Annotated in this window: 4 protein-coding genes, 1 tRNA gene, 1 rRNA gene and 1 pseudogene; 1 reads left to right on the forward strand and 6 read right to left on the reverse strand. The window is 69.7% G+C overall.

Annotated features, from left to right (window positions below; all coding sequences use genetic code 11):
- From ABT288_RS47060 to ABT288_RS47070, 3 genes and pseudogenes are all read right to left on the reverse strand, one after another.
- Positions 1 to 1,246: pseudogene (locus tag ABT288_RS47060) on the reverse strand (cell division protein FtsK); the annotation flags it as partial.
- A gap of 124 nt (positions 1,247 to 1,370) precedes the next feature.
- The gene (locus ABT288_RS47065; RefSeq protein WP_069778400.1) at positions 1,371 to 2,051 is read right to left on the reverse strand and encodes a response regulator; all 681 of its coding nucleotides are present in this window, start codon (positions 2,049 to 2,051) and stop codon (positions 1,371 to 1,373) included.
- Between the two features lie 299 nt (positions 2,052 to 2,350).
- Entirely contained in the window at positions 2,351 to 7,810 is a 5,460-nt protein-coding gene (locus ABT288_RS47070) for a HAMP domain-containing hybrid sensor histidine kinase/response regulator (RefSeq protein WP_351622402.1), read from the reverse strand.
- Between the two features lie 410 nt (positions 7,811 to 8,220).
- On the opposite strand from ABT288_RS47070, the gene ABT288_RS47075 reads away from it, so the two are divergent.
- Entirely contained in the window at positions 8,221 to 10,980 is a 2,760-nt protein-coding gene (locus ABT288_RS47075; RefSeq protein WP_351622405.1) for a SpoIIE family protein phosphatase, read from the forward strand.
- A gap of 48 nt (positions 10,981 to 11,028) precedes the next feature.
- Here the strand turns inward: ABT288_RS47075 and ABT288_RS47080 are convergent.
- The 3 genes from ABT288_RS47080 to rrf all read right to left on the reverse strand — a co-directional run.
- A tRNA-Thr gene (locus ABT288_RS47080) sits at positions 11,029 to 11,101 on the reverse strand.
- Positions 11,102 to 11,185: 84 nt separating this feature from the next.
- Positions 11,186 to 11,848 carry a DegT/DnrJ/EryC1/StrS family aminotransferase gene (locus tag ABT288_RS47085; protein ID WP_351622408.1) on the reverse strand — a complete coding sequence of 221 codons (663 nt, stop codon included), beginning with the start codon at positions 11,846 to 11,848 and terminating at the stop codon, positions 11,186 to 11,188.
- Between the two features lie 115 nt (positions 11,849 to 11,963).
- Positions 11,964 to 12,054, reverse strand: a 5S ribosomal RNA gene (gene rrf / locus ABT288_RS47090); the annotation flags it as partial.

A 12,054-nucleotide genomic window follows, 5' to 3' on the forward strand; every position in this document is an offset into this window, starting at 1 on the left:
CGCGGGGGGGAAGGTCGCGCGGCTCCTCGGGGGCCTGCTTGGTCAGGTCGGGGACGACCCCGGCCTTGAGCTTCTCCTGCTTGGGGCGGGCGGCCGGGACCGGCGCCGGGGCGGGCACGGGGGCCGGCGCCGGAGTGGGCACCGGCGTGGTCTCCTCGCGGTCGCCGACGCTGACGCCCTGGGTGAGGTCGGCCACCAGCGGGGACGGCGGCATGCCGTGCAGCACCGCACCGTCGAGCGCCGCGGCGGCGGCCGCCGCGACGTCCACGGCGTCCATGCGGCGCTGCGGATCCGGCTGGGGCACCGCGGAGCGCCTGGGGCGGCCACGGCGCTGCGAGAGGGCCACCTCCTCGGCGCTGTCGGGGTCGTACGCCTGAGGGGCGGACGAGCGCTTGCGGGGGCGCGCGGGCAGCGCCTCGCGCCACTGCTCGTCGTAGCGCTCGTCCTCCTCGGTGTACTCCTCCGCCTCGTGGTCGTGCAGCACGCCCAGGCGCACGCCGAGCGCCCGCAGCCGCTGCGGGATGGCGTTGACCGGCGTCGCGGTCACCACGAGCAGACCGAAGATCGTCAGCAGCACCAGCAGCGGCACGGCGAGCACGTCGGTCATGCTGTACGTCAGCGGGGTGGCCGCCGCCCAGCCGATGAGGCCGCCGGCGTCCCTTATGGCCTGCATGCCGTCGCTGCGCGCGGGCGAGCCGCACGCGATGTGGACCTGCCCCAGCACCCCGATGACGAGCGCGGACAGGCCGATCACGATCCGTCCGTTGGCCTCCGGCTGCTCCGGGTGCCGGATGAACCGTACGGCGATCACCGCGAGCAGTATCGGCACCAGCAGGTCGAGCCGGCCGAAGGCGCCCGTGACGAGGATCTCCACGAGGTGGCCGACGGGGCCCTTCAGGTTGGCCCAGGTGCCGGCGGCGACGATCAGCGCGATGCCGAACAGCAGCAGCGCGATGCCGTCCTTGCGGTGGGCCGGATCGAGGTTCCTGGCGCCCCGCCCCACGCCGCGGAAGACGGCGCCGACGGCGTGCGCGAGGCCCAGCCAGAGGGCGCGCACGAGCCGGTACACGCCCCCGGTGGGGCTGGGCGCCGGCTTCGGCGGCGCGGCCTTTCTGGCCGGAGCCTTCTTGGCGGGCGCCTTCTTGGCCGGGGCCTTCTTCGCTGCGGCCCTCTTCGCCGGAGCCTTCGCGGGAGCGGCCGCCTTCTTCGGTGGCTGCTTCTTGGCTGCGGAGGGACGTGAGGCCATGGGTGTGAGGTTACCGGGGGAGACGACAGCGGACACGTGTGCCCACAGCTTCACCCGTTCGTGTCGCCCTTGACGGAGACCGGAACTGACGCACGCTCATCGGCAACCGCCACCCGGGTGTACGTCAGTTCTGCGCCGGCACCGACGAGCCGCCGGGGCCGGCACCCGGCTCCAGGGCGTCGAGCGCGCGCCGCAACCCGGTGAGTTTGCGCTCCAGATGGGCCGCCGTGGCCACCGCGGCCGCGTCCGCCGAATCGTCGTCCAGCTGCTTGGACAGCGCCTCGGCCTGCTCCTCGACGGCCGCGAGCCGCGCGGACAGCTCGGCGAGCAGCCCGGCGGACTCCTTGCCGCCGACCGCGCCCTTGCCGCCGCCCTCCAACTGCAGCCGCAGCAGCGCCGCCTGCTCCCGCAGCTGGCAGTTCTTCATGTACAGCTCGACGAACACCGAGACCTTCGCGCGCAGCACCCACGGGTCGAAGGGCTTGGAGATGTAGTCGACCGCGCCCGCCGCATAGCCCCGGAAGGTGTGGTGCGGGCCGTGGTTGATCGCCGTGAGGAAGATGATCGGGATGTCCCGGGTCCGCTCGCGCCGCTTGATGTGCGCGGCGGTCTCGAACCCGTCCATGCCCGGCATCTGGACGTCCAGCAGAATGACCGCGAAATCGTCCGTGAGCAGTGCCTTGAGCGCTTCCTCCCCGGACGATGCCCGCACCAGCGTCTGATCGAGCGCCGAGAGGATCGCCTCCAGCGCCAGCAGATTCTCCGGCCGGTCATCGACCAGGAGGATCTTGGCCTTCTGCACCATGGCCCGCCCTCCTCGCCCCGGCGGTACACCGGGCGCCGCCCCAGGGGACGACTCCCTTTCGCCGCCCGTCCTTGTGCCGGTCATCGTAGCCGCACCCCGCCCGTCGACACACCCTGTCACCGCGATGTCACTGTGCACGTACCGGAAACGCGGCGGGGACCGGAATGGTTCCCGGAATCCGGCATTCCCATACGTTCGCACGCCACCTTAGGCCGTTCGTTCGCCGTCACATCAAGTGGGCAACTCCCGACCCACGCCAAGGGTTCCCGGTGTGTTCACATCCGGGTGGCCGGATCTCGTCACTCTCCACCCATCCACTGCTGCATCACGGCCAGCAGATGATCCGGGTCGACCGGCTTGGTCACGTAGTCGGAGGCACCGGACTCGATCGCCTTCTCCCGGTCGCCCTTCATCGCCTTCGCGGTCAGCGCGATGATCGGCAGCCCGGCGAACTGCGGCATCCTGCGGATCGCCGTGGTCGTCGCGTACCCGTCCATCTCCGGCATCATGATGTCCATCAGCACGACGGCCACGTCGTCGTGCTGTTCCAGCACCTCGATGCCCTCACGGCCGTTCTCGGCGTACAGCACCGAGAGGCCGTGCTGCTCCAGGACGCTGGTCAGGGCGAACACGTTGCGGATGTCGTCGTCGACGATCAGCACCTTCTCGCCGCCGAACCGCACCCCGCGCGCGGACTGCGGCGCGCTGTCCTGCTCGGGCACCGCTGTCCAGTGCTCCGGCCGCTGCTCGCCCTGCGGCAGACCCCGGCGCCGGCGCCGGAAGAGCGCCGCCGGGCCGTTCTGCGTCTCCCGGTACGACTTCACCTCCGCCGGTGTCTCGATCTCCACGGCGGACAGCTCCGAGGACCGCTCGGCCTCGGAGGCCAGCAGCTCCCCCGCCTCCAGCGCGGGCACGGACTGCTGGTAGCCCTGCGGCGGCAGTTCGCTCGGGTGCAGCGGCAGGTACAGCGTGAACGTCGAGCCGCGGCCCGGTTCGCTCTGCGCGTGGATCTCACCGCCGAGCAGCTGCGCGATCTCCCGGGAGATCGACAGGCCGAGGCCGGTGCCGCCGTACTTGCGGCTGGTCGTGCCGTCCGCCTGCTTGAACGCCTCGAAGATCACCCGCATCTTGCTGGCCGCGATGCCGATGCCGGTGTCCGTCACCGAGAACGCGATCAGCGGCCCGTCCGGATCCGCCAGCGAACCGGTCTCCAGCAGCTGCTCCCGGATACCCACCGGCACATCCGCGCCGGCCGGCCTGATCACCAGCTCCACCGACCCGGAGTCGGTGAACTTCACCGCGTTCGACAGCAGGTTGCGCAGCACCTGCAGCAGCCGCTGCTCGTCGGTGTGCAGGGTCGCGGGCAGCTCCGGGGAGACCCGTACGGACAGATCCAGGCCCTTCTCCGCCGTCAGCGGACGGAAGGTGGCCTCCACGTAGTCCACGAGCTGGACGAGCGCGATACGCGTCGGGGAGACGTCCATCTTGCCCGCCTCGACCTTCGACAGGTCGAGGATGTCGTTGATCAGCTGGAGCAGGTCGGAACCCGCGCCGTGGATGGTCTCGGCGAACTCCACCTGCTTGGGCGAGAGATTGCCCTCGGCGTTGTCGGCGAGCAACTTGGCCAGAATCAGCAGCGAGTTGAGCGGCGTACGCAGCTCGTGCGACATGTTCGCGAGGAACTCGCTCTTGTAGCGCATCGACACCGCGAGCTGCTCGGCGCGCTCCTCCAGGACCTGCCGGGCCTCCTCGATCTCGGTGTTCTTCACCTCGATGTCGCGGTTCTGCCGGGCCAGCAGCTCGGCCTTCTCCTCCAGTTCGGCGTTGGAGGCCTGCAGCGCCTTCTGCCGGTTCTCCAACTCGGCCGACCGCTCCCTCAGTTGCTCGGTCAGCTCCTGCGACTGCTTCAGCAGCTGTTCGGTCTTGGTGTTGACCGAGATGGTGTTGACGCTCGTCGCGATCATCTCGGCGATCTGGTTGAGGAAGTCCTTCTGGATCTGCGTGAACGGCGTGAAGGAGGCCAGCTCGATCACGCCGAGCACAGTGCCCTCGAACAGCACCGGCAACACGATCACCTGCGACGGCGGGGCCTCGCCCAGACCGGAGGAGATCTTCAGATAGCCGCTGGGCGCGTTCTCCACCAGGATCGTGCGCTTCTCCTCGGCGGCCGTGCCCACCAGCGCCTCACCGGGCCGGAACGACGTCGGCATGGAACCCATCGAGTAGCCGTACGAACCCAGCATGCGCAGCTCGTAGTTGTCCTCGCCGTCGCCGCCGTCCTTGCCCTCCATGTGTGGCATCGCCAGGAAGAACGCGCCGTGCTGGGCGGAGACGACCGGCGTCAGCTCGCTCATGATCAGCGAGGCCACGTCCTCCAGGTCCCGGCGGCCCTGCATGAGGCCGGAGATACGGGCCAGGTTGCCCTTGAGCCAGTCCTGCTCCTTGTTGGCGATCGTGGTGTCGCGCAGGTTGGCGATCATCTTGTTGATGTAGTCCTGCAGTTCCTGGATCTCGCCGGACGCGTCGACGTCGATCTTCAGGTTCAGGTCGCCGCGGGTCACCGCGGTCGCCACGCGCGCGATGGCGCGCACCTGCCGGGTCAGGTTCCCGGCCATCTCGTTCACCGACTCGGTCAGGTCCCGCCAGGTGCCGTCGACGTCACGCACGCGTGCCTGGCCGCCGAGCTGTCCTTCGGTACCCACCTCGCGGGCCACGCGCGTGACCTCCTCGGCGAAACTGGACAGCTGGTCAACCATCGTGTTGATCGTCGTCTTCAGCTCGAGGATCTCGCCGCGCGCGTCGATGTCGATCTTCTTCGTCAGGTCACCCTTGGCGATGGCCGTGGTGACCATGGCGATGTTCCGCACCTGGCCGGTCAGGTTGGACGCCATCTGGTTCACGGACTCGGTGAGGTCCTTCCAGGTGCCGGCCACACCCGGTACGTGCGCCTGACCGCCCAGGATGCCGTCCGTGCCCACCTCACGGGCCACCTTGGTGACCTGGTCCGCGAACGAACTCAGCGTCTTGACCATGATGTTGATGGTGTCGGCGAGCTGCGCGACCTCACCGCGCGCCTCGATGGTGACCTGACGCGTCAGGTCACCGTTGGCGACGGCAGAGGCGACCTGGGAGATGTTCCGCACCTGCATGGTCAGGTTGTTCGCCATCAGGTTGACGTTGTTGCTCAGGTCCTTCCAGATGCCGGTGACGCCCGGCACGTGCGCCTGGCCGCCCAGGATGCCCTCGGTGCCCACCTCACGGGCCACCCGGGTCACCTGCTCGGCGAAGCTGGACAGTTGATCAACCATGGTGTTGACCGTCGTGACCAGCTCAAGGATCTCGCCCTTGGCGTCAACAGTGATCTTCTTGGACAGGTCGCCCTTGGCCACCCCCGTCGTGACCTCGGCGATGTTGCGCACCTGGATGGTCAGGTTGTTCGCCATGAAGTTCACGGACTGCGTGAGGTCCTTCCAAGTGCCGGAGACACCCTGCACCTCGGCCTGACCGCCGAGGATGCCCTCCGTACCCACTTCGCGGGCCACCCGGGTGACCTCCTCGGCGAACGACGACAGCTGGTCGACCATCGTGTTCAGGGTGTTCTTCAGCTCCAGGATCTCCCCGCGCGCGTCCACGGTGATCTTCTGGGAGAGGTCACCACGGGCCACGGCGGTGGCGACCTGCGCGATGTTGCGCACCTGGGCCGTCAGGTTGCCGGCCATGCCGTTCACGGAGTCGGTGAGGTCCCGCCACACACCGGCCACACCGGGCACCTGCGCCTGCCCGCCGAGCCGGCCCTCCGTACCCACGTCACGCGCCACCCGGGTCACCTGGTCGGCGAAGGCGGACAGCTGATCGACCATGGTGTTGATCGTGTTCTTCAGCTCGAGAATCTCGCCGCGCGCGTCAACGTCGATCTTCTGCGACAGGTCGCCGCGCGCCACGGCCGTCGTCACCTGGGCGATCTGCCGCACCTGGGACGTCAGGTTGCCGGCCATGAAGTTGACGGAGTCCGTCAACTCCTTCCACGTGCCCGACACGCCGTCCACCCGGGCCTGACCGCCCAGCCGGCCCTCCGTACCCACGTCCCGGGCCATTCGTGTGACCTGGTCGGCGAAGCTCGACAGCTGGTCCACCATCGTGTTCACGGTGTTCTTCAGCTTCAGCATCTCGCCGGAGACGTCGACCGTGACCTTCTGCGACAGGTCACCGTTGGCCACCGCCGTGGTCACCTGGGCGATGTTGCGCACCTGTCCGGTGAGGTTGCGGAATGCGGTGTTGACGGAGTCGGTCAGGTCCTTCCAGGCACCGGCGGCACCGGGCACCTGTGCCTGACCGCCCAGTTCACCCTCGACGCCGATCTCCCGCGCGACCCGCGTCACCTCGGCGCCGAACGCCGACAGCTGGTCCACCATCCCGTTGACGGTGTTCTTCAGCTCCAGCATCTCGCCGGCCACGTCGACCGTGACCTTCTGCGACAGGTCACCGTTGGCCACCGCGGTCGTCACGGTCGCGATGTCCCGCACCTGGATGGTCAGGTTCCGGAAGACCGTGTTGACGGAGTCCGTCAGGTCCTTCCACGTACCGGCCGCGCCCGGCACGTTCGCCTGACCGCCCAGCCGGCCCTCCGCGCCGACCTCGTTCGCCACGCGTGTGACCTCGTCCGCGAAGATCCGCAGCGTCTCGGTCATCTGGTTGATCGTCTCGGCGAGCTGCGCCACCTCGCCACGCGCCGGAACCGTGACCTTCTGTGACAGATCACCATTGGCGACAGCGGTCGTGACCTGCGAGATCCCCCGCACCTGCGCGGTCAGGTTGCCCGCCATCGTGTTGACGGAGTCGGTCAGCTCCTTCCACACCCCGGCCACGCCCGGCACCTGCGCCTGACCGCCCAGGATGCCCTCGGTGCCCACCTCACGGGCGACCCGGGTCACCTCGACGGAGAAGGACGACAGCTGCTCCACCATCGTGTTGACGGTGTTCTTCAGCTCCAGCATCTCGCCGGCGACCTGCACCGTCACCTTGCGTGACAGGTCACCCCGGGCGACGGCCGTCGTCACCAGCGCGATGTCGCGCACCTGCGCGGTCAGCTGCCGCGCCATGGTGTTGACGGACTCGGTCAGATCCTTCCACGAACCCGACATACCGCGCACCCGGGCCTGACCGCCCAGTTTGCCCTCGGTACCGACCTCGCTGGCCACGCGCGTGACCTCGTCCGTGAACGTCGACAACTGGTCGACCAGGTTGTTGACGGTACGGCCGACCTTCAGGAACTCGCCCCGCAGGGGATGCCCGGTGCCGCCGTCCAGGGCCTGCGTCCGCAGCTCCATCCGCGGCGACAGATCACCCTCGGCGACCGCCGTGAGCACCCGGCCGACCTCCGACACCGGCCACACCAGGTCGTCGACGAGCGCGTTGGAGGCGTCGATCGCGGACGCCCAGGAGCCCTCGCAGGCCCCCGTCTCCAGCCGCTCCGTGAGTTTGCCCTCACGTCCCACCATGCGCCGCACCCGGGACAGCTCACCGGTCAGATGCAGGTTCCGGTCGGCCACCTCGTTGAAGACGGCCGCGATCTCCGACATCACGCCGTCCCCGGAGACCGTGAGCCGTTTGCGGAAGTTCCCGTCACGCATCGAGACGAGAGCCGCCAGCAGCCGGTTCAGGGCAGCCGTGTCCACGGCGGTGGTCTCGCCGCGCCTGCCCAGGGACGGTCCGCCTTTCGCGCGCGTCTTCGTACCACGCGTCGCCGCGCCAGACTCCACTGTGTCCCTCCCGGAGGGGTAGACCGTTACTGCTGTGCTCGGCCGCTTCGGCCCGGCGTGCCGCTCATTCGGCATACCGGATACTTCCGCGTACCGGTTACTGCTGCGTATTTCTGCCAGACGAGATCCGGCCACACCAGAGGCTGCTGCCCGCCGTACACGGAACACACGCAACCCGACCCGACCTTCATCAGAAGCTTGCCCAGTGTTTCACCCTGCCCGAACCAGGCCATAACAGTTCGGCAGCTTCGCACATCGTCCGCACACCCTGGGGGGTAAACACCGGCGACCGGCATCCGCTCGGACGGCGAAGGTAAGTAACCTTGCATGCGGCTGTCCAGCCGCACCGGTCCGACCGGCTTGGGCGGTGGCACGAGAACGAGCGGGCATCGGAGGGGCGGCCGCAGACCATGACCACCGGAGTCATCCCCGGGGGACAGCCCCCGGAGCCACAGCCGACGGGCGCGCTGATGCCGCAGCAGCGGAGCGAGCCGGCCGGCCACGCAGCCCTGCACGACGACAACCGGCCGAGGAGTTCTGTGATCACCGCGCGCGCGGCCGCCACCTTCGAGCCCGTCGGGCGGTCGGTCGCGACCGCCCGGTCCTTCGTCCGCGACACCCTCCAGGGCTGGGGCTTCGCCGACATCGTCGACGACGCCGTGGTCCTCACCAGCGAGCTGGTGACCAACGCGGTCGTCCACGCGGGCACGCACGCGGACGTCCTGTGCCTGCGCGCCGAGGACGGCGTGCGCATCGAGGTCTCCGACCGCTACCCCGAGCGCGAGGTACCCCTCCAGAACGCCCCGGCCACCATGGGCAGCCCCGACCGCGAGGGCGGCCGCGGCCTGCAGCTGTGCGCGGCTCTGGCCACCCGCTGGGGCGTCGACTACACGCCCACGCACAAGAACGTCTGGTTCCAGCTCAACCTCCCCGAACGCCCGGTCGGCACCCGAACGGCCGGCCCGTCCCTCCCCGCCGACCTGCTCCCGCTGGCCGACGGACGCGTCCGCGTCGCCGTCGTCCAGGTCGACCGCAAGGGCTCCATCACCTCCTGGAACGAGGACGCCGAAGAACTGTTCGGCTATCCGGCCGCCGAGGTCATCGGCAGAGCCCTCACCGAACTGGCGGCCTGGCCGCACACCCCGGGCACCAGCACCGGCGTGGCCGAGGCCCTGCAGCTCTCCCGCTGGGAGGGCAGCTACGGCATCCGCGGCGCCGACGGCCGGGTGGCCTCGGTCTACGCCTCCCATCTCAGGGTCCGCGACACCGGCGGCGAGCCCTCCACCGTGTGTCTCCTGGTCCGCGAGCACGAACGCGCCGTACTCCAGTCCCCGCCGCGCGTCCCGGCCGGCGACCAGGGCACGTCCTCCGACGGCCAGAGCGCGGATCCCTTCGAGGTCTTCATCGGCTCCCCCGCCCCGGACGACCTCGACGGCCTGCTGCAGCGCACGGTGGAGCGCGCCCGCGACATGCTCGACGGCGACTCCGCGTTCCTGCTGCTGGCCACCGACGACGAGACCGAGCTGGAGGTCCGCGCCTCCACCGGCCTGCCCTCCGCCCGCCAGCGCTTCGCGCGCGTGCCCGTCGAGGCCGGCCCCGGCCGCTACGGCTCCGCACGCATGCCCGCCGTCCACGACGACCTCACCGCCGTACCCGGCGCCGTACCCCTGCTGTCCGGCACCGGCATGCGCTCGGTCGTCACCGTCCCGCTGAAGGTCGAGGGCCGCCTCACCGGATCGCTCGGGGTCGCTGCCGAGGCACCGGGCCGGTACTCCAACGAGGAGGCGCTGCGCCTGCAGTTCGCCGCCGACCGGATCGCCCTGGCCGTCGAGTCGGCCCGCCTGGGCGAGCTGGAGCGGCTGCGCCGCGGCTCCCTGAGCTTCCTGGTCGAGGCCTCCGACCTGCTGGCGGGCACCCTGGACCGCGACCAGACGCTGGCCCTGATGGCCCAGATGACGGTCCCCACGCTGGCCACCTGGTGCGCCGTCTATACGATCGCCGACCAGGCCTCCGAGCCGTATCTGTCGTACGTCCTGCACGAGGACGAGGACCTCATCGACGGCATCAAGTCGTTGCTGTCAAAGGTCCCGCCGCCGGACCCGGTACCGACCCCAGGGGCCCGGGTCTGGACGATCCCGGCCGAGGTCGCGCACCAGGCGGCCCTGCGCAGCTCCATGCGCAGCCTCGGCCTGTCCGGCGGGCCCACGCGCCAGATCTCCTCGGGCATCGGCCCGACCCTCGCCACGGCCTCCGCGGTCGGCGGCGAGACGGTCGTGCTTCCGCTCGTGGCCCGCAACCGCGTCATCGGCATGCTCGTCCTCGGCAAGCCCACCGACGAACACTTCCGCCAGGAGATCCTCGAACTGGCCGAGGACCTGTCCCGCCGTGCCGCCCTCGCTCTGGACAACGCCCGCCTCTACTCGGAGCGCACGGCCATCAGCCAGGCCCTCCAGCGCAGCCTGCTCCCGCCGGGCACCCCGCACATCGACGGCGTCGAGGTCGAGGTCATCTACCGCGCGGCCGGCGAGGGCAACGAGGTCGGCGGCGACTTCTACGACCTCTTCCCGATCGGCAACGGCGCCTACGGCTTCGCCATCGGCGACGTCTGCGGTACGGGCCCGAACGCCGCGGCGGTCACCGGCCTGGCCCGGCACGCCCTGCGCCTGCTGGCCCGCGAGGGACTGTCCGGACCGGCGGTCCTGCAGCGCCTGAACTCCGCGATCCTCGACGAGGGCGACCGCAGCCGCTTCCTGACCCTCCTCTACGGCGAGATGCGCCCGCAGGAGGACGGCAGCGCCGAGCTGAAGGTGGTCTGCGCCGGCCATCCGCTCCCGCTGCGCCTGCGCCAGGACGGCACGGTGACGCCGGCCGCCGAGCCGCAGCCGCTGCTGGGCGTGATCGAGGACCTGGAGCTGCACGAGGAGACCGTCACCCTCGATCCCGGTGACGTGCTGCTCTGCGTCACGGACGGCGTCACGGAACGCCGTGAGGGCACGCGCATGCTGGGCGACGACGGCCTCGCCGACGTCCTCACGACCTGCACGGGTCTGACAGCGGGCGCGGTCGCCGCACGCATCATGCGGGCGGTGGAGCGCTTCGCGTCGGACGCCCCGTCGGACGACATGGCGATCCTGGCGATGCGTGTCCCGGGAATCCACAAGGACGCATGAGGAACGCACGAGAAAGACCCCGCCCGGAAGGGCGGGGTCTTTTTACTGAGCCCCCAAACGGAATCGAACCGTTGACCTTCTCCTTACCATGGAGACGCTCTGCCGACTGAGCTATAGGGGCCTGTCGTTTTCGAGGTTTCCCTCGCGGCGACGAAGAAACTGTACCCCGAGCCGGGCCGAGTTCCCAAATTCGTTCGGAAGCCGCTCAGTAGGCGGGCTGCAGCAGTCCCCCGAGCGCGTTGCACGCGGACACGATCCGCTGCATCTCCCGCTTGGTGAGCGCGGCGTCCACGGGCAGCGTCAGCGTCTCGTCGGCGGCCAGCTCGGTCTCCGGCAGGGACACGCACCGCCGGAACTCCGGCAACCGGTGCACGGGCGTCTTGACCGGCACCCGGCACTCAACTCCCTTGGCCCGCAGGGCCATCGCGAAGGCGTCCCGGTCCGGTCGGCCATTGCCCGGCACCCGCACCACGTACTGCTGATAGGTGTGCCCGTCACCGCCGTCCGGCGTCCGTACGCCCTTGAGCTTGCCGTCGAGGTAGGCGGCCCGCTCCCTGCGCTGCGCTATCTCGTCGTACGGCGCCTCGGACTCGCCCTGCTCCAGCACCAGCACACCGTGCCGCTGCCCGAGCGCGTGCAACCGCGGCACGTCGGCCCGCCGTCCGAAGCGGTGTACGACAACAACCGCGGCGGTACGCGGAGTTATGACTGCCTCGACAGCGCCGGCGTCGAGGCAGTAGGTCACCGGGTCTATGTCGGCGAACACCGGGAGCGCACCGGCCAGGGTCACGGCCTCGGCGACTTCGACGTTCCCGAAGGCAGGTACGACGACCTCGTCACCGACGCCGACGCCTGCGGCCCTGAGCATTGCAGCAGTTCCCATGTGCTGGATGCTGGGTGCGCAACGTGAACGACACGTTAAGGAGAACGTAAAAAGGTCGGACCCCGAACCGAAGTTCAGGATCCGACCTTTTTGAATAATTGTTCGGCGGTGTCCTACTCTCCCACAGGGTCCCCCCTGCAGTACCATCGGCGCTGTGAGGCTTAGCTTCCGGGTTCGGAATGTAACCGGGC

Source organism: Streptomyces sp. NPDC001093, assembly GCF_040298985.1.
GTDB lineage: Bacteria > Actinomycetota > Actinomycetes > Streptomycetales > Streptomycetaceae > Streptomyces.

Excerpts from the sequence above, each read along its gene's own strand:
- ABT288_RS47065 (WP_069778400.1), bottom strand. The coding sequence starts at position 2,051 with ATGGTGCAGAAGGCCAAGATCCTCCTGGTCGATGACCGGCCGGAGAAT.
- ABT288_RS47075 (WP_351622405.1), top strand. The coding sequence starts at position 8,221 with ATGACCACCGGAGTCATCCCCGGGGGACAGCCCCCGGAGCCACAGCCG.
- ABT288_RS47085 (WP_351622408.1), bottom strand. The coding sequence starts at position 11,848 with ATGCTCAGGGCCGCAGGCGTCGGCGTCGGTGACGAGGTCGTCGTACCT.